Source organism: Paenarthrobacter sp. 22069, assembly GCF_052046035.1.
Taxonomy (GTDB): domain Bacteria; phylum Actinomycetota; class Actinomycetes; order Actinomycetales; family Micrococcaceae; genus Arthrobacter.
In genome coordinates this window covers 1-18,544 of record NZ_JBQEQF010000042.1, presented here as the reverse complement: position 1 = coordinate 18,544, position 18,544 = coordinate 1, and the positions used below count along the sequence as shown (strand labels likewise).

13 protein-coding genes and 1 pseudogene are annotated in these 18,544 nt (G+C 67.3%); 10 read left to right on the top strand and 4 right to left on the bottom strand.

The features are described from left to right. Positions 1-477 precede the first annotated feature (477 nt). The 4 genes from ACTJK0_RS20815 (at position 478) to ACTJK0_RS20800 (ending at position 6,102) form a co-directional block, all read left to right on the top strand. Positions 478-762, top strand: coding sequence for an HU family DNA-binding protein (locus ACTJK0_RS20815; RefSeq protein WP_011693739.1), 285 nt, complete (start codon positions 478-480; stop codon positions 760-762). 112 nt (positions 763-874) lie between these two features. Further along, entirely contained in the window at positions 875-3,046 is a 2,172-nt protein-coding gene (locus tag ACTJK0_RS20810; RefSeq protein WP_440746468.1) for a cytochrome c oxidase assembly protein, read from the top strand. Then, entirely contained in the window at positions 3,046-5,064 is a 2,019-nt protein-coding gene (locus tag ACTJK0_RS20805; protein WP_440746467.1) for an NHL domain-containing thioredoxin family protein, read from the top strand. The genes ACTJK0_RS20810 and ACTJK0_RS20805 overlap by 1 nt, the downstream gene beginning before the upstream one ends. A gap of 168 nt (positions 5,065-5,232) precedes the next feature. After that, entirely contained in the window at positions 5,233-6,102 is an 870-nt protein-coding gene (locus tag ACTJK0_RS20800) for a type IV toxin-antitoxin system AbiEi family antitoxin domain-containing protein (RefSeq protein ID WP_440746466.1), read from the top strand. Positions 6,103-6,171: 69 nt separating this feature from the next. Here the strand turns inward: ACTJK0_RS20800 and ACTJK0_RS20795 are convergent, their stop codons facing one another. The 4 genes from ACTJK0_RS20795 to ACTJK0_RS20780 all read right to left on the bottom strand — a co-directional run bounded on the left by ACTJK0_RS20795 (position 6,172) and on the right by ACTJK0_RS20780 (position 11,713). Continuing rightward, on the bottom strand, positions 6,172-7,164 hold the full coding sequence (locus ACTJK0_RS20795) for a hypothetical protein (RefSeq protein WP_440746465.1): 993 nt from the start codon (positions 7,162-7,164) through the stop codon (positions 6,172-6,174). Between the two features lie 181 nt (positions 7,165-7,345). After that, entirely contained in the window at positions 7,346-9,109 is a 1,764-nt protein-coding gene (locus ACTJK0_RS20790; protein ID WP_440746464.1) for a helicase HerA-like domain-containing protein, read from the bottom strand. 55 nt (positions 9,110-9,164) lie between these two features. Continuing rightward, positions 9,165-9,734: a GNAT family N-acetyltransferase gene (locus ACTJK0_RS20785; RefSeq protein WP_440746463.1), complete on the bottom strand. Its 570-nt coding sequence runs from the start codon at positions 9,732-9,734 to the stop codon at positions 9,165-9,167. A 20-nt stretch (positions 9,735-9,754) separates the two neighbouring features. Continuing rightward, positions 9,755-11,713: an FAD/NAD(P)-binding protein gene (locus ACTJK0_RS20780; RefSeq protein ID WP_440746462.1), complete on the bottom strand. Its 1,959-nt coding sequence runs from the start codon at positions 11,711-11,713 to the stop codon at positions 9,755-9,757. Positions 11,714-12,001: 288 nt separating this feature from the next. Here ACTJK0_RS20780 and ACTJK0_RS20775 point away from each other — a divergent pair, with 288 nt between their 5' ends. From ACTJK0_RS20775 to ACTJK0_RS20750, 6 genes and pseudogenes are all read left to right on the top strand, one after another. After that, the gene (locus ACTJK0_RS20775) at positions 12,002-13,027 is read left to right on the top strand and encodes an amino acid ABC transporter permease (RefSeq protein ID WP_440746461.1); all 1,026 of its coding nucleotides are present in this window, start codon (positions 12,002-12,004) and stop codon (positions 13,025-13,027) included. Further along, on the top strand, positions 13,027-13,851 hold the full coding sequence (locus tag ACTJK0_RS20770; protein ID WP_440746460.1) for an amino acid ABC transporter ATP-binding protein: 825 nt from the start codon (positions 13,027-13,029) through the stop codon (positions 13,849-13,851). Before ACTJK0_RS20775 ends, ACTJK0_RS20770 begins: the two co-directional genes overlap by 1 nt. Before the next feature lie 10 nt (positions 13,852-13,861). Continuing rightward, positions 13,862-14,929 carry a transporter substrate-binding domain-containing protein gene (locus ACTJK0_RS20765; protein ID WP_440746459.1) on the top strand — a complete coding sequence of 356 codons (1,068 nt, stop codon included), beginning with the start codon at positions 13,862-13,864 and terminating at the stop codon, positions 14,927-14,929. After that, entirely contained in the window at positions 14,926-15,990 is a 1,065-nt protein-coding gene (locus ACTJK0_RS20760) for an LLM class flavin-dependent oxidoreductase (protein WP_440746458.1), read from the top strand. Before ACTJK0_RS20765 ends, ACTJK0_RS20760 begins: the two co-directional genes overlap by 4 nt. 9 nt (positions 15,991-15,999) lie before the next feature. Next, positions 16,000-17,373, top strand: coding sequence for an NtaA/DmoA family FMN-dependent monooxygenase (locus tag ACTJK0_RS20755; protein WP_440746457.1), 1,374 nt, complete (start codon positions 16,000-16,002; stop codon positions 17,371-17,373). A 268-nt stretch (positions 17,374-17,641) separates the two neighbouring features. Beyond that, a pseudogene (locus ACTJK0_RS20750) lies at positions 17,642-18,530 on the top strand (IS5 family transposase). The last annotated feature ends 14 nt before the right edge of the window (positions 18,531-18,544 follow it).

Below are 18,544 nucleotides of genomic sequence, written 5' to 3'. Positions count from 1 at the left end.
CAGCGCCGATGGTACTGCACCCGGGAGGGTGTGGGAGAGTAGGTCACCGCCGGACACACATTAGGTCGAGGCCCCAACCACCATGGTTGGGGCCTCCCACATTTAACACACCAACGGCGGACGCTCCATCAGATATCGTCCCCCGCGCTGCCGGGTACCGGCCACACCTGACGGAACAAGCCACCGCGGCCGGCAGGAACACAAAGCCGGCCGCCGGGAAACGTTCCTGGATGTGATCGGGCGTCCCGGGGAGAGGCGGAAGTGATCGGGGGCCCGGGAGGGAAACCGCGACCGGAAGCGCAAAGGGTTCCTCCGTAGGCGGAAATATGCCCCCGGAATCGGTGATTAACCTCAAAAAGTCGCGGAAACACGCGGAATTTGCGGACCGGAACCGCCCAAGCTGGTAAGTTTTCGGACAGTGGCTTGTGCGCATGCCGCGTGCAGGCTCCAGAAACAGAACCGTCCAGGAGGACATCAATGGCTAAGAACCGTAGTGAACTTGTTGCAGAGGTAGCAGGCAAGGCCGGCACCAGCCAGGCTGCCGTCAACTCCGTCCTCGATGCACTGTTCGAGGTTTTCGAGACTTCTGTCGCCGCGGGCGAGAAGATCACCATCCCGGGCTGGCTCGCAGTTGAGCGCACTGACCGTGCGGCACGCACCGGCCGCAACCCGCAGACCGGCGAGACCATCCAGATCGCAGCAGGCCACAGCGTCAAGCTGACCGCCGGCTCCAAGCTGAAGGCTGCAGTCTCCAAGAAGTAGCATTTGTCCCGGTACGGCATGACGCCGGCTGGGCAAGGAGCGGCAACCCCNTTGCCGCTCCTTGGCGTTTAAGGCCGGATTCGCCGCCCGGGCAGGCGTAGCGGACAATGGAATGGTGTCTTCTGCCGCAAAACCAGGTTCCACCCCGCCCCAGTCCGGTCCCGGCAAGGGAGCAGCGGTCCGGGACGCCGGAACTCCCGGGATCCCCGTTCCCTGGCAGCTCGCAGGCCTGGCCGCACTCTTCCTGGGCCTCGCAGCAGCATTGATCTTTTCCGGCGCCGCAGCAGCCCGCAGCGTGGCTGACCCCGGCGCCCTGGTCCGCTGGGGCCTCCCCGTCAGCAAGGCAATCCACAACGTGTCCGTGGCGACCGTGATCGGCGGCTTGGTCTTCGCCGTCGGCATTCTTCCCCGGAACCTGAACGGACGGACCCATTCCGCACGCTCGCGGGACTTAACGGGGGACGGCGCAGCGCCCGAGCATCCCGCCTTTACCCGGGCCCTCGCTGTCGCCGCCGTTGCCGGGGCTGTGTGGACCTTGTCCGCCATTGCCGTCCTGGTCCTCACCTACGCCGACGTGGCGGGGCAGGGGCTCTCCGGCGATCCCGCCTTCACCCAGGCCCTGGTCTACTTCATGACCGACATCGAAACGGGCCAGGCTTGGCTCGCGGTCACCATCATTGCCGCAGTGGTTACTACGGCGCTGTTCGGTGTCAGGTCCCTTGGTGGGCTGGCCCTTACCCTCGTGCTCGCCCTGATCGGGCTGGCGCCGGCGGCCCTGATTGGGCACTCTTCAAGCTCCTCCGACCACGAAGGTGCCATCAACTCGCTGGGCCTCCACCTGGTAGGCGTGAGCACCTGGGTGGGCGGCATCATCATCCTGGCCCTGTTGTCAGGGATCCTCACCGGCGCCAAGGCCGGGACAGCAACCGACATCACCGAAGCCACCCTCCGCCGGTTCTCCGCCCTTGCTGGCTTCGCGTTCGTCCTGGTCTTCGCCTCTGGCGTCGTTAACGCCAGCATCCGCGTCACGCGCTGGTCCGACCTCTTCGGATCCGCCTACGGCCAGTTGATCCTAGCCAAGACCGCCGCGGCCGTAGTGCTGGGTGGCATCGGCTTCATGCACCGGCAGTGGGTCATCCCACAGCTTGGCCGCAAGGGCTCCACCATGTCCTCGCGCCGGGTCCTCTGGCAGCTGGTCCTGGCCGAGCTGCTGATCATGGGCGCCACCTCCGGCATCGCCGTAGCCCTGGGCCGCTCAGCCCCGCCACAGCCCACGGAACTGGCACCCAACGCATCCCCCGCCTTCATCCTCAGCGGCTACGAGCTGCCGCCGGAACTCACCCCCGAGCGCTGGTTCACCGAGTGGCGCCTGGACTGGATCTGGGTCGGGGTGGCCCTCTTCGGCCTCGTCACCTACTTCATGGGCGTCGCCAAGGTCCGCCGCCGCGGCGACTCGTGGCAGTGGTTCCGGTCCCTGAACTGGATCATCGGCCTGGTGGTGCTGACCTACATCACGTCCGGGCCGCCGTCGGTCTATGGCCGCATCCTGTTCTCCGCGCACATGGTGGACCACATGGCCCTGACCATGGTCGCGCCGATCTTCCTGGTGCTGGGCGCCCCGGTGACGCTCGCGCTGCGGGCGCTGCCCGCGCGGGGCGACGGATCACGGGGTGTCCGCGAATGGATCCTCGTCTTCGTGCACTCAAAGTTCTCCCAACTGGTCACGCATCCGATCTTCGCCGCGGCCAACTTTGCCGGGTCAATCGTGCTGTTCTACTACTCGGACCTGTTCGGGTTCGCCATGCGGGACCACGTGGGCCACGAACTGATGAACCTGCACTTCCTGCTTACCGGCTACATCTTCGTGCTCAGCATGATCGGCACCGACCCGCTGCCGCGCCGTGCGCCGTACCCGATGCGGCTGTTGCTGCTCCTTGCGACCATGGGCTTCCACGCCTTCTTCGGCGTTTCCATCATGGGCGGGACCGGTCTGCTGGCCGCTGACTACTTCGGCAACCTCGGACGTGCCTGGGGACCGTCGGCCCTCCTTGACCAGCAGGCCGGCGGCGCGGTGGCCTGGGGCATTGGCGAGGTGCCCACGCTGCTGGTGGCGATCGGCGTCGCCGTCATGTGGTCCAGGTCCGACCAGCGGGAAACCAAGCGGGTGGACCGCGCGGCCGACAGGAATAACGACGCCGATCTGGCCGCTTACAACGATATGTTTGCCAAATTGGCCGAACGCGACGCCAAGCTGGCTGACCGCAACAAGCTGGAAGGACGCTGATGAGCGAAACCGTACGCACGCATGCCCGGGTCCGGGCCTCCGAACTCGTGGGCCGCAACTGGTTGAATACCGGTGGCAAGAGCCTGGACCTCGAAGCCCTGCGCGGCAAGATCGTGCTCCTCGATTTCTGGACCTTCTGCTGCATCAACTGCCTGCACGTCCTGGACGAGCTGCGCCCGCTGGAAGAGCAGTACTCGGACGTGCTGGTCACCGTGGGCGTCCACTCGCCCAAGTTCGAGCACGAGGCGGACCCGGTGGCGCTGGCCGCCGCCGTCGAGCGCTACGAGATCCACCATCCCGTGCTGGACGATCCCGAGCTGGACACTTGGAAGGCCTACACCGCCCGAGCCTGGCCCACCCTGGTGGTCATCGACCCCGAGGGCTACATCGTGGCGCACCTTTCCGGCGAGGGCCACGCGGACGGACTGGCCGTCCTGATCCCTGAGCTCATCGCCGAGCATGAGGCCAAGGGCACCCTCCACCGCGGTTCCGGCCCCTACGTGGCACCCGAGGCAACCTCCGGCACTCTCCGCTTCCCCGGTAAGGCTCTCTTCCTGCCGGCGGGGCGCGGTTCCGCGGCTGGAATAGCCGACGCCGGCGCAACGGCAGGTGCCGCAGCCCCGGGTACCGCGGACAAGGGCTCCTGGCTGGTCACCGACACCGGCCACCACCGGTTGGTGGAACTCGGCACCGACTTCGAAACTGTCCTGGCCACGTTCGGGTCGGGCACCAAGGGCTACGCCGACGGGCCCGCCGCCGGGGACACCGCCAGCGCCCAGTTCAACGAACCCCAGGGCCTGGTCCTGCTGCCGGAAGATGTGGCAGCCAAGGCGGGCTACGACGTCGTCATTGCCGACTCGGTCAACCACCGCCTGCGGGGACTGTCGCTCACGGACGGCAAAGCCTCCACGCTCGCCGGCAACGGCATCCAGCGCCTGCTGGAGACGGGCCCCGCCCGCGTGGACGAGGAAGGCGCCGGTTTCAGCGGCTCGCTGGGCACTGACCCGCTGGATGTTGCGCTGAGCTCGCCCTGGGATGTTGTGTGGTCGCGGAAGCTGAACGCCGTGGTGGTGGCCATGGCCGGCACGCACCAGATCTTCAGCTTCGACCCCATCACCGGGGCCGTGTCCATCATTGCGGGCAACGGACTGGAGGGCCTGCTGGACGGACCCGCCCATGAAGCCTGGTTCGCGCAGTCCTCCGGCCTCGCCGAGGACGCCGACGGGAACATCTGGGTCGCAGACTCCGAAACGTCCGCCCTCCGCAAGCTTGTCATCGGCGACGACGGCGCCATCACCGTGGAGTCCGCAGTGGGCAAGGGCCTGTTCGACTTTGGCTTCCGTGACGGCCCTGCCGCCGAGGCGCGCCTGCAGCACCCTCTCGGGGTGACCGTCCTGCCCGACGGCTCCGTGGCCATCGCGGATACCTACAACGGCGCCGTCCGCCGCTACGACCCCGCATCCGGCACGGTGTCCACCCTGGCCCGCGGCCTCGCCGAGCCCTCGGACGTGATCGTGGACCACACGCACTCCGCCGGCTCGGAGCCCCTGCTGGTGGTGGTGGAAGCGAACAAGCACCAGCTGGTCTACGTCCCCATCCCCAAGGAGGCGCAGCAGGTGGATGAGGGCGCGTCCCAGACCCACCGGCCCAAGAGCCCCGTGGCCCCCGGCACGCTGGACCTGGCCGTCCGGTTCACTGCCCCCACCGGGCAGAAGCTCGATGACCGCTGGGGCGACCCCACGCAGCTGAAGATCTCCTCCACCCCGCCCGAACTGTTGGTCTCCGGCGGCGGAACCTCGGTGGGACTGCTGCGCACCCTGGAGCTGTCCCCGGACGTCCCCGAGGGCGTGCTGCACATTACCGCCCGGGCCGCCGCCTGCGATGGACCCGAAACCGACGACGGCGAGATCCCGGACCACGCCGCATGCCACCTCTACCAGCAGGACTGGGGCATCCCGGTGGTCCTCCAGGCCGACGGCGACACCGAACTGGTCCTGGACCTGCGCGGAATGGACTGACCGGGTTTACTACCTGGTGAACTGGCCCGGTTTTCAAGCTTTGAGAGCCTGAAGACCGGGCCAGTTCTGTTAGGGCCTCGCCAAAGCTGGGCCAGTTCTCGCGGGCTCTTGTCCACATAGAGGCCGTGATGGCTGTCCATGGCCACGGGGGACAGACACTGTGGCGTGATGGACCCAACGGAAATCCTCAAGTCAGCCGGAGGAGTGCTGCTGCGGCGTGACGTGGCCGCCGCCGGCGCCACGGAGACGGACATTCGCCGGGCAATCCGCAATGGGCGAATGGTGCGACTGGAGCGCGGATTGCTGGCCGTTCCGGGTGCCGATGCGGAACTGGTGGGTGCAGGACGGGCCCGTGGCCTCCTTACCTGCGCATCTGCCGCTCCGCATTACAGCCTTTGGCAGCTTCAACCGGCTGCCCGGCCGCACTACTGGCAAAGCAACGGAAGAAGTACAGTCCCCTGTGTCAGCCACCGCCTTCCCCTGACGCAGCGGCCCCGTCATCGGACCCTTGCAGCACTTCCTGATGTCCTGCTTCACGCACTGCTGTGCCTGCCTGAACTCGAGTCGCTGGTCATGGTGGAATGTGCCTACAACAGAGGAGACATTGAGCTGTCCTTTCTGTTGCGTCACTTGAACGGCAACCGGTCCGGCAGGGCACGGAATGTTGTGTCCAAGGTTGAACACGGTGCAGACTCCCTCCTGGAAACCTTGGCCCGGGTGCTGTTCAGGGATGCTGGCATAGCCACCGAGACCCAGGTGTGGATTGACGGGGTGGGCCGCGTCGACTTCCTGCTGGAGGGGTTCCTCATTGTGGAAATCGACGGACTGGCCTTCCATCTTGATCCCCGGCAGTTCAAAAAGGACCGCCGCAGGGACAACATGGCTGTCCGTCAGGGACTGCCCGTACTGAGGTTTTTCTATGACGACCTCGTTTATGGCCCGGAATCCGTCCTGGCGCAGGTCCGCGAGGTCCTGGCACGGGGATCCCTCCGGTGGCCGAAGCCGGACCAGCCCAGATTTCGGCGGGATTGGGTCTAAAGCGGTATAGACCGCGGCGGCCACGGCTTCAAAACTGGGCCAGTCCGGCGCGGCGGGGAGAGGCGGGGCCTAGAAGCTCAGCATCGGGGTGACCTTGACCGTGCCGCCGGAGACGTCCAGCCGCGTGGTGAAGCTGAAGTCCACCTCTTCGTCCAGCGGGTACCAGGCCCCCGTGAACGCGTTCTGCTGGAGCGCTTCCACCTTGGCTTTGCCGTCCAGCGGTGCCACCACCCACCGGCCGTCGAACGGCTCGACGGACACATTGGGGTACTTGGTCACGGTCCACCGGATGCTGCCGTCCTGCACCCTGTTGTTGCTGGCGTAGTAGAACGGGCAGTCGGGCTGGAGCTTCTGTTCCTTCACGGCCTGCGCGGCGCAGCCGTCCAGGAACTCCCGGACCTTGGCGGCAATATCGCTCTTCAGCTTGTCCGTGGCCTGGGTCAGCAGGTTGAGCGGAGCCACGGGGGCGTCCTTGGCGGTCACTGTTGCCCGCGTGGCCGGTGCCGAGAAGTACTGCCCGTCCAACGAGGCCTCGTACTCGCCCGGATAGAACACGGCAAAGGAGTTGCGGCCGTTGGGCATGTTCACCGGAACGCCGTTGACCTCGGCCTCGTTGCCGTTGACCACGGTGATGTCAACGGTGGGCAGCCGGGACGGCACGAAGGCCCAGGTATTGAAGAAGATCCACTCGGTACCTGTCTTCTGCAGCAGGAATTCCGTGTGCAGGCGGCTGCCGTCAATCGTGTACTCCAGCGGCACCATGACCTGGTTGTTCGGACGCTCCTCCGGGTCTCCGAGGGTCACGTTGGACAGCCGGGAAGCGGCGGTCTGCAGGCCGGGCCCGTTCAGCATGGCGGCGTTGCTGGGCGGAACCGCGGCCCGAAGGAGGCCCAGTGCCCGGCCGCCGTCTCCGCTCTTCAGCGCGTCCAGGTACTCCCTGACAGGCTGCTGCGGACTGGCCACGGTGTTGTTCACGACATTGATGGCTACGATGGCTCCGGCGACGGCAAGCATGAGGCCCAGCAGCCATCCGGCCGCAATCCTCACCAACGCTTGACTCATCTGCACGTTCCTTACAGTAACGGCAGTGCGGACGCACACTAAAGTTGGCGTCCCCCTAATCTGCCCGGCCGGGCCCGCGTGAAGCACGACGGCGGCGGCCGGGGACCGCGTCAACAGGAGCCTGGGCGGCCACCCGGGACAGCCGTGCAGGCAGCATTGACTGAGGAACCAGGGTGCAGGATCAGCGGCGACGGCGCCGCGACGACGTCCCGAAGACACCGCGGAGCAGCTCGCGCCCCAGCTGGGTGCCCATGGACCGGGCCATGCTCTTGAGCCCGCCGCCCAATGCGCCGCCGAGCACCCCGCCGAGGTCACCCATCGTGCCGCCCGGCTGCGGCTCAGCCTGGTGCGACCGTGGTTGGCGCGCAGCCTTGGACCGTGGCTTGGGGGCCGGTGGTTCGCCGTACTGGGGATCGGGATACTCCGGTTCCGGATCCAGCGGCGCCGGGACGGAGGCCTGCGGGGGCCTGCTGCTGGGCCTGCCCAGGATCTCCTCCTCGATCCGCCGGGCCTCCGCGTCAACGTCGTAGCCGGCAGGAGCGGCAGGTGCACCGGCTGACGGCCCGGGTGCCGCCGGGCCGGCAGGGGCTGCGGTCTTGCCGGAGAGCTTTTCGTACGCCGAAGGGTTGTCAACGGCGGTTCCGTACTTGCCGAGCAGGGCCGAGCCGGCAACGGTGCTGCGGACCAGGGCCTCCTCGCTGGGGCCCATGAGGGACTCGGGTGCCCGGAGCCGGGTGAGGGCCACCGGCGTGGGGGCGCCTTTTTCGTTCATGACGGTGATGACCGCTTCGCCGATGCCGGCGGACGTGAGGGTCTCTTCGAGGTCATAGTCGCTGAGCGGGAATGTGGACACCGTGGCCTTGAGCGCCTTGGCGTCCTCAGGGGTGAATGCGCGCAGGGCGTGCTGCACCCGGTTGGCCAGTTGGCCAAGGACGTCCGCGGGGACATCCTTGGGCGTCTGGGTGACGAAGAAGATGCCCACGCCCTTGGACCGGATAAGCCGCACAGTGGTGGTGATCGCCTCCAGGAAGGCCTTGGACGCGCCGTTGAACAGCAGGTGGGCCTCGTCCAGGAAGAACACCAGCTTGGGCTTGTCCAGGTCGCCCGCTTCGGGCAGGTCCTCGAACAGGTCCGCCAGCAGCCACATCAGGAAGGTGGAGAACAGCATCGGCTTGGTTTGCAGGGTGGGCAGCTCCAGGCAGGTGACCACGCCGCGCCCGTCGGGGGCTGTGCGCAGGAGCTCGGCGGTATCGAACTCCGGCTCGCCAAAGAACTTTTCCAGCCCCTGCGCCTCCAGGGTTACGATCTCCCGCAGGATCACGCCGGCCGTGGCTTTGGACAGGCCGCCGAGTTCCTCGAGCTGGTCCTTGCCCTCGTCCGAGGTGAGGAACTGGATGACGGCGCGGAGATCCTTCAGGTCGATCAGCTCCAGGCCGTTCTTGTCCGCGAAGTAGAACACCAGCTGGAGGCTCGATTCCTGCGTGTCGTTGAGCTCCATGATGCGCGAGAGCAGGATGGGCCCGAAGGAGGTCACCGTGGCCCGGACCGGGACGCCGTTGCCGTCGCCGCCCAGCGCCAGGAATTCCACGGGAAAGGTCTTGCCCTGCCAGGCCTGGCCGATGCTGTCCGTGCGGGCCTTGAGTTTATCGCTGCCGACGGCGGCCGTCGCCAGGCCGGAGAGGTCGCCTTTGATGTCGGCCAGGAAGACGGGGACGCCGGCGGTGGACAGCTGCTCGGCCATCATGTGCAGCGTGACGGTCTTGCCGGTACCGGTGGCACCGGCCACCAGGCCGTGCCGGTTCATCATGGCCAGCGGCAGCCTGACGGGGGCGTCCTTGTGGAGCTCTCCGTCGACGATGGCGGCCCCCAGCTCAATGGTGGGGCCTTCCAGCGTGTAGCCCTTCTGGATGGTGGCAAGCTTCTCTGCTGTGGTTTTCGAGGCCATGGCGCCAGCATAGCGGCGGCTGCCCCCGATGGGGCGGTGCCGGCCTGAACGGCGGTCAGTCCCGCCGTGGTGTCGGCAGGTCCTTGGTGAAGGCAAGTGGCCCGATGGTCTCGGGATCGGCGTCGAGGTCGAACTGGGCCTGGTAGCCGCTGCTCAGGTATAGATGCCTGGCCTCCGGCTGCCGCGGCCCGGTGGTGAGGTACAGCCGGGTGTAGCCGCGGGCGGTGGCCAGGGCTTCCAGTTCTGCCAGGACCAGGCGGCCCAAACCACGACGGCGGTGGGCCGAGTGGGTCCAGATCCGTTTTAGTTCCGCCGTGGTGTGGTCATGGCGGCGGAACGCGCCGCCGGCGATCGACTCGCCATCCTCCTGGATCACCAGCAGGGCGCCGTGCGGTCCCTCGAACTCCTCGGCGGGATAGCGGTTCAATTCTTCAGCGGCGGCGCTGCGCCCGAACAGGTCCCCGTAGCGGGTGTCATATTCGACGGCGAGTTCGTCCAGGAGCGGCCGGACGCGGGGATCGTGCATGGGCAGGGTAAGGACCGTGAGGCGGCCGGGATCGAGGGGTCTTGTGTGGAGAGGGCCGGGCTTTAGGTCGTGGGGCTTGAGGCCGGGTTCTGCGGTCACTGGTCATTCCTTGTCATTGGTCAGTTCTGTCCGGCGGCGGCTGGTTCTGGAGTAATTCTGGCCCGCACAGAAATCTCGTGGGGAGCGTGGCCATACAACTCCCTGGCTACGCCGAGGATGGTGCGGGCAAGGGCGTCGTTCTCCCGGAACGGTGCTGCGTTGGTATTGGGCCGGGCGAAGGCGCCGGCGCCCCAACCGGACGTTCCAGGACCGATGCCGAAGAGGGTGGGCCGCGGCTTCCCGTCCGCCCCCACCAGCTGGTGCCGGGCCGAGACCAGCAGCTTCCCGGTGGAGTGGATGCCGTCGGAGGTCAGCAGCCGTTGCTCGCTGCCCAGTCCACTGCCGTGGAGGGAGGAAAGCACCGGGTTGAGGCTGCCGGCCACGGAGGTGGGCGGCAGCCGGGCCTCGATTAGTGCCCTGGCCGCCACCGAGAATCCCGCCTGCGGCGACGTGGCCCGGAAAGTCCCGGTGGCTTCGTCCGTGGACACTTCCAGGCCCGGGCCCAGGAACTGCAGCAGTCCCGCCCGGTGCAGGGCGAGCATCTGCCGCAGGCGGTGCGGCGGCGGACCCGAGTCCACGAAGCTGAAGAAGCCGTGCCACCAGCCGTGGATGGCCTGCTGCGACCTGGCGTTGAGCCGCTCCGGCGGAACCACCCGCCCCACCTCCATGTACACATGCAGCAGGGCAAGGAACAGCGCCAGGGTTTCCGGATGGTCCGGGCTGTCCCGCAGCCGCAGGTCATTCTCGATGTAGCCGGTTACTGCGTCCTGCACGTCCCCGTGGCCGGCGAACCGGAGGCCGACGAAGGGGCGGTCCAGCCGCTCCAGGTCCAGGTGCAGGCCGGGGTCCGGGACGGCGGCGGCAACAAGGTCGGCGCGGCCGCGGCTGTACCAGTCCAGCCCGGCATAGCGGGCGGCAAACGCCCCCCATTCCCTGGCGGCCCGTTCAGGGTTGCCCGTCAGGAGCTCACGGTAATAGTAGTGCCCCGCTTCCTTGGCGATCAGCGGCCACAGGTGCTGGTTGAAGTCCAGTTCGCCATGCTGCTCCAGGAGTGCCTGCACAGCCGCCGCCGTAAAGAACTGCAGCGGCCCCGGCGCCTGGCCGCGCAGGGCAGCGGAAATCTTCGAATGGTACGGCACGCCCCGCCGCGACCCGGCCCAAAGCCGTGGTTCCCGTCCGGACGGAAGGTAGCGCAGCCCGCCGTCGGACGTCTCCTGGAACCTGCCGCCGCGGCCCTCCATGAGGAGGACCAGCAGGTCCACGAATGCCAGGCCCATCCCGGCGACGATCACGTCCTGGCCGGGCGCGACGGGGGAGTAGTCGACGTCGGTGGTGTAGCTGGGTGCCGCGTGGTAGCCGCCGTGGCGGGCAGCGAAGTCCGAGAACCCAGCGGAGACGGCGTCCGGCCGGGAGTCCGTGTGCCCCAGCGCCGTCACCACGATGTCAGCGTGCAGGCTGCGGCCGTTCGCCAGCTCAACTTCGTGGCCGCCGTCCGCCCGCTCCGTGATGCCCACAGCGGTGGTGCGGTGGACTGTCACGCCGCGGCCCAGAGACCGGGCTGCGCGGCGGAAGAACCACTCGAGGTACTGGCTCTGCAGCTGGCGGGTGGGAAAGGTGGCGCCGGTGAGCGACCGCAGCTGGTCCCACAGCGTCCGGGGGAAGTCCGGGACGTCGATGATCGAACCGCCCAGCACGCCCGCCGCCCACTCGGCCAGGCCCGGACCGGGGGCGGCAGGGCCCTCACAGTCGACGGAATCGTCGGTAAACATGGTGATGTCCGCCGCCATGGAGTTCAGCAGCAGGCCGGGGTCCTGGTCGTACCGCCAGATGCGGCCCGATCCGGGAACGTGTGGTTCCACTACGTGGATCTGCAGCGGGCCGGCGAAGACCTCGGGCCGGTTGGCGGCGATCCGCTCCAGCAATCCCGCCGTGCGCGGTCCGCCGCCAATGAAGACGATGGCCGGGATGGTGGCTGGCATGGGGCCTCCTGACGGGCGTTTGGTCTGCAGGGACGGCGCGGAAGCGGCCGTCGGAGTGCCCATGCTAGGCAGCCGTAACGACGCCGGTCGAGCACCTGGTCACGGCCGTTAACCCCGCGTCACGGCGGGTTAAGGGACGCAAAAAACCGACTCATGACGCCGTGCGAAGCCCTGTGAACGTATGCAACTTGCCGCCTTGCTGGCCCGTTCCGGCCGGTCCTAGATTTGCAGCCAACACCGGGCCGGAGGGCTCCAAAGGAAAAACCAGGATAAGAAACGAGGTGGCACATGAGTTCAGTAGCAATGAAGGTGGCGCAGTCACACCAAACGGAGCCGTCGGCGGCAGATGCGCCCCCGGCAAAGGGATCGGCCAGAGATGGGGCGGTGGCCCGCCAGGCTCCGGACTACTCGTCCTACCGGGTGGTGGCGGCCAAGCATCCGTGGCGCTGGGTGGGGACCGCCGTCGTCGCGCTGGGTGTCCTTGCCGTGGCGTGGTCGCTGGCCACCAACCCGCGCTGGGAGTGGGGTGTGGTGGCCCAGTGGTTCACCGCCCAGTCCGTGGTCAAGGGGCTGGTGGAAACCCTGAAGCTGACCGCCATCTCCGGCATCCTCGGGTTCGTGCTCGGCTTCATCCTGGCGCTCATGCGGCTCTCGGCGTCGCCGCTGCTGGTCTCGGTGTCCTGGACGTTTTCCTGGATCTTCCGCTCCACCCCGCTGCTGGTGCAGATGCTCCTTTGGTACAACCTGGGCTACCTGTACGAAAAGATCAGCTTAGGGTTACCCTTCACCGATGTCCGGTTCTTCGAGGTCCAGACCACCACACTGATCAGCCAGTTCGCGGCAGCAGTGCTGGGGCTGACCCTGAACCAGGCGGCCTACTCGGCGGAGATCATCCGTGGCGGCATCCTTTCCGTTGACCAGGGGCAGCTGGAGGCGGCGGCGGCCCTGGGAATCCCGGCCTGGCGCCGCTCCACCCGGATCGTGCTGCCGCAGGCGATGCGCGCCATCCTGCCCACCGCGTTCAACGAGATCATCGGCCTGGTCAAGGGCACCTCGATTGTCTATGTGCTGGCGTACTCGGAGCTGTTCTACACCGTGCAGGTCATCTACAACCGCACCCAGCAGGTCCTTCCGCTGCTGCTGGTGGCAACCCTCTGGTACGTCGTGATCACCTCCGTGCTGAGCGTCTTCCAGTACTACATCGAGAGGCACTACTCCAAGGGCGCGGTGCGGAACCTGCCGCTGACGCCCCTGCAGAAGGCCCGCAAATTCTTCGCCACCCACGCGGCCGTCCCCACCCGGAGGAACATCTGATGACTGCAACCCTCACCGCCCCCGCCGCCACCCGCGGCCTGGTGGAAATCACAGGCGTCCACAAGTCATTTGGCGCCACGGAAGTCCTCAAGGGCGTGAGCCTCACCGTGGAACCCGGTGGCGTGGCCGTGATCGTGGGCCCGTCCGGCTCCGGCAAGTCCACCCTGCTGCGCACCATCAACCACCTGGAGAAGGTGGACGGCGGGCACATCACCATCGACGGCAAGCTGGTGGGCTACGAGGCCCGCGGCGACCGGCTGCACGAGCTGCGCGAAAAGGAGATCCTGAAACAGCGCACCGAAATCGGCATGGTCTTTCAGAACTTCAACCTGTTCCCGCACCTCACCGCGCTGGAGAACGTGGCGGAAGCACCCGTCGTCGCCCACCAACCCGGCAAGGCGCGCCGCACCAGGGAGGAGGCACGCCGCCGCGGCCTGGAACTCCTGGACCGGGTTGGGCTCAAGGACCGTGCGGATGCCTACCCGCGCCAGCTCTCCGGCGGCCAGCAGCAGCGCGTGGCCATCGCCCGTGCCCTGGCCCTGGACCCGAAAATCCTGCTGTTCGACGAGCCCACCTCCGCGCTGGACCCGGAGCTGGTCAACGAGGTGCTCGACGTCATCCGCGAGCTCGCCAAGTCCGGCACCACACTGATCATCGTGACCCACGAGATGGGCTTCGCCCGCGACGTGGCGGACACCGTGGTGTTCATGGACCAGGGCCAGATCGTGGAACAGGGCAGCCCGCAACAGATTTTCAGCAACCCGCAGGAACCCCGCACCCGGAGCTTCTTCTCCAAGGTGCTCGAACCGGCCTTCAACATCTAAAGGACCACCCATGGCTTTCCCAACCCGCGGCCTCCGTCGCCGCCGCACACTCGCGGCGCGTCCCGTCGTCGTCCTCCTCGGCACCGCACTCCTTGGCCCAGCCGCGCTCGCCAGCTGCGCTGACCCCGGCGCATCAGCCGCCGGCAACCCCAGCGGGCCAGCACAGACGACGGCGGCACGCAACGGCGTCGTATACAACACCTCCCCGGACCAGCAGCGGATCCGGGCGGAGAAGGACGCGGCGCTCGCCGCCAAGGTCCCCGCCCTGATCGGCAAGGACGGGAAGCTGACCGTCGCCACCACCGCCGGGTCCATTCCGCTGTCCTTCCACGCCACGGACGACAAGACACCCATTGGCTCGGAGCTGGATATCGCCCAGTTGGTGGCGGACAAGCTGGGCCTGGAGCTGGATGTCCAGGTCACGTCCTGGGAGAACTGGCCGCTGAAGACCCAGTCCGGCGACTTTGAGGCCGTGTTCTCCAACGTGGGCGTGAACAAGGACCGGGTGAAGCTGTTCGACTTCGCCAGCTACCGCGCCGCGTACATGGGGTTCGAAGCGAAGAAGTCCTCCACCTACGACATTAAGGGCGCGGACGACATCTCCGGCCTGAAGGTATCGGTGGGCTCCGGCACCAACCAGGAGAAGATCCTGCTGGCCTGGAACAAGGAGCTGGAGGCCAAGGGTAAGGCGCCGGCCACGCTGCAGTACTACTCGTCCGACGCCGACACAATCCTGGCGCTGTCCTCCGGCCGGACTGACCTGAACATCGCGCCGTACCCGTCCACCGTGTACCGGGAAAACACCCGTGACGACCTGAAAGTTGTGGGCAAGGTCAACGCTGGCTGGCCGTCCGAAACCCTGGTGGCCGCCACCACGCTGCGCGGCAACGGGCTGGCACCGGTGATCTCCGATGCCCTGAACGAGGTCATCCAGGACGGCTCCTACGGGAAGGTCCTGGAACGGTGGGGCCTGTCAGAGGAAGCCCTGCCGGAATCCAAGACCATCACAGCGGAAAACTTCGCGGCCACGCCGGCAACCGCCACGGCCGCTCCTTCACAGGCAGGAAAGGCATCATGACCGCAGTAGACACAGGCCAGCCGGGCTTCCTGGCCATCGAGCTCGACGGCGCCGGCTGGGACGGTGCGGACCTAACCCGCGCCGTGCTGGCAGCCGAGTCCGCAGGCTTCCATGCCGCCACCTTCATCGATGCGCCCGCACCGGGGCGTGCCAATGCCCTGCAGCGGGCGGCGTTCGCCGGGCCCATTTCCCGAACCATCGCGCTGGTGCCCGAGGTGGACACCGTATATACGGAGCCGTTCCACGTTTCCACGCAGCTGGCCAGCGTGGACTACGTCTCCGGCGGCCGCGCCGGGTGGATCGTGACGGCGGCCGAGTCGCCGGAAGCTGCTGCCGCCGTCGGACGTTCTTCAGTCAATGGAGCCGCGCTGGGGCAGGAGGCTGCCGCGTCCATCGAGGTTTCCCGGCGGCTGTGGGACTCGTGGGAGGACGGCGCCGTGATCCGCGATGTTGCCACCGGCCGGTACATCGACGTGGACAAGCTGCACTACGTCGATTTTGAAACGCCTGCCGGTTTTGCGGGCCCGGGTTACTCCGTGAAGGGGCCGTCCATCATTCCGCGGTCGCTGCAGGGCCAGCTGCCCGTGCTGGCTCCTGCGTCCCTGCTGGACGAACTACCGGTGGACGCCGTGGACGCCGTGCTGGTGTCCGCCCCGACGCCGGCACTGCTGGCGGCCGAGGTCCGTGATGTGCGGGCCACGGTGGGAGCCGGCGTCGCGGTGGTTGCCGAGCTCGACGTCGTTCTGGACGCCCGCGGGCAGGCCGCGGCTGCGCGGGGTGCATCGTTCGACGGCGGCCGGGCGGCTTATGCCGGTTCCGCAGCTGGTCTCACCGGCTTACTGGCCGACCTTCTGAAGGAGGCCGACGGCGTGCGGCTGCACCCGGCGTCGCTCTTTGTTGAGCTCGAGGAGCTGGGCCGACTGGTGCTGCCGGAACTGCGGCGCCGTGGTGCTCTCCGTCCCATTGTCCAGGACGGAACCTTCCGCGACTTGCTGGGGCTTCCGCGCCCGGCCAGCCGCTACGCAACAGGCTCCTCCGCCCCCGCCAACGCAGGAAAGTAAGGGAAAACCATGACACAGCACACCCGTGCTAAATCCGCAGTATTCGTCCCGAGCGGCCAGATCCAGTTCGGTGTCTTCTTCCAGGGCGTGAACTCCGGCACCATCTGGAAGGCGCCGGAATCCGGCTCGCAGACCGACTTCGAATCCTTCCGCCGCATCGCCCAGACCGCCGAGCGCGGGCTCTTTGCCGCCTTCTTCCTGGGCGAGGGGCTGCGCCTGCGGGAGCACCTGGGGCGCCCGCATGCACTGGACGTAGTAGGCCGGCCGGACGCGCAGACCATGCTCGCCGCACTGGCCTCGGTCACCAGGAACATCGGCCTGGTGGCCACCCAGAACACCACGTACAACGACCCCGCGGACCTGGCGCACCGGCTCGCCTCGCTGGACCTGATCTCGGGTGGGCGGGCCGCGTGGAACATCGTGACCACGGACAACGCCTGGACCGGGGCGAACTTCCGCCGCGGCGGCTACCTGGACCACGCGGACCGCTACAGGCACGCCGAGGCGTTCGTGGAAACGGCCAAGCGGATCTGGGATTCGTGGGAAACTCCGGTCGGTCCCGCCCGCCGGGTGCTCCATGAGGGCCAGCACTACACGGTGGACGTGACGCCGCGGCTGCCGCGCAGCGCGCAGTACCGGCCGGTGCTGTTCCAGGCCGGCGACTCGCCGGAGGGCCGCAACTTCGCCGCCCGGCAGGCGGACGTAATCTTCTCGGCCCATCCCACGTTCGACGACGCCGTGGAGTTCCGGAAGGACCTGGTGGAACGGTCCGTGGCCGCAGGCCGCGGGGCGAACGCCGTGCAGATCATGCCGGCCAGCGAGTTCATCCTGGCTCCCACCGCAGCGGAGGCAGCGGAGAAGAAGGAGTGGGTGCGGAGCCTGCAGATCGGCCCGCAGCAGGCCATCGCCTACCTGGAGCAGTTCTGGGGGCGCGAGCTGTCGGCGTATGATCCGGATGGCCCGCTGCCGGAGATCGATCCCGTGGTGGAGGAAACCTCAGAGACCCGGGGCAGCGGTTTCCACGGCGCCAAGGCACGTCAGCTGGCGGACCAGTGGCGGGCCGAGGCCAAGGACAAGGGGCTGTCCATCCGGCAGTTCGTCACCTCGAAGACCGCGCGGATCGATTCCACCTTCACCGGCTCCTACACCGACGTCGCGGACCAGCTGGCCGAGTACGCGCGGGTGGGCGCAGTGGACGGGTTCAACATTTCGCCGTGGTTGATCCCGACGGGCCTGGACGACATCGTGAACCAGCTGGTGCCGGAGTTGCAGGAACGCGGCGTGTACCCCACGGAGTACCGGGGCAGCACGCTCCGCGAGCACCTGGGGCTGGAGACGCCGGTGCGCTCCGTCGACCACGCTGCTGAGGCGGTCCGGTCCTGATGCGCTGGACTGGTCTTGCTGGAAGGGCCTGTTTTGCCGGGAAGGCTGGTTTCGCTGGAAGGCGCGACGACGGCGGCAAGGCGGGTGCCGCCGTCGGCCCTTCCGCGGGGGCTGGTGCCGTTGTGGCTGGTTCGTCCGGGACCGTCAGCCTGCAGCTGACGGTGTGGGAGCAGTGGGTCTAGGGCCTGCTGTGCGGAACGGACTGACGCCCGGGCCCCCTAGGGCGTGTCTGCTAAATATTCGGCTTTGGATGTTCGAGGCTGGATGGATGCTTCGTGCGAATGTTATTTCAGATGAGTTGTGGTCGGTGATTGAGCCTGTAGTCGCGACTGCAGGGGGCCGGCGAGGGCGGCCCTGGAACGATCACCGTTTGACGCTTGAGGGTATTTGCTGGCGTTTTCGCACCGGTTCGCCGTGGCGTGACCTGCCGGTTAAGTTCGGTGCCTGGCAGTCGGTGTGGGAGCGCCACCGGCGGTGGTCTGTCGACGGGTCCTATGAGCAGATGTTCGCGGCGGTAAAGACGGCAACCGGTGCCCAGGACACGGAGTTGGAGTCACTGCTCTCCGTTGATTCGACCAGTGTTCGGGCACATCAGCATGCTGCCGGAGCGCCCAAGGTGACGGTCGATCCAGACCACACAGGGGGCAGTGCCGAGTTACAAGTTTCTGCCCAGCGAGCCGGCTGACCACGCGATCGGACGCTCTCGAGGCGGGCTGACAACAAAGATCCATGCTCTTACCGACCGGGCGTGCGCGCCTGTCACGATGCTGCTGACTCCCGGCCAGGCCGGTGATAATCCGCAACTGGTGCCCTTACTCGAAGCCCATAAGATTCAAGACGCCACGCAGTTCCGGCTGCTCGCCGATAAGGCCTACTCCCATCCCTCCACGCGCACCGAGTTGAGGTCCCGCCGGATCAGGCACACCATCCCGGAGCGCTCAGATCAGATTGAACGCCGGAAGGCCAAAGGCTCAGCCGGTGGAAGGCCACCGGCCTTCGATCAGGCAATCTACAAGGAACGCAACACCGTGGAACGCGGCTTCAACCGCCTCAAACACTGGCGCGGCATCGCAACCCGCTACGACAAGTACGCCACCACATTCCTCGGCGGGGTACTACTAGGAGCGATCACAACATTCCACCGAGTACACAATTAACAGACACGACCTAG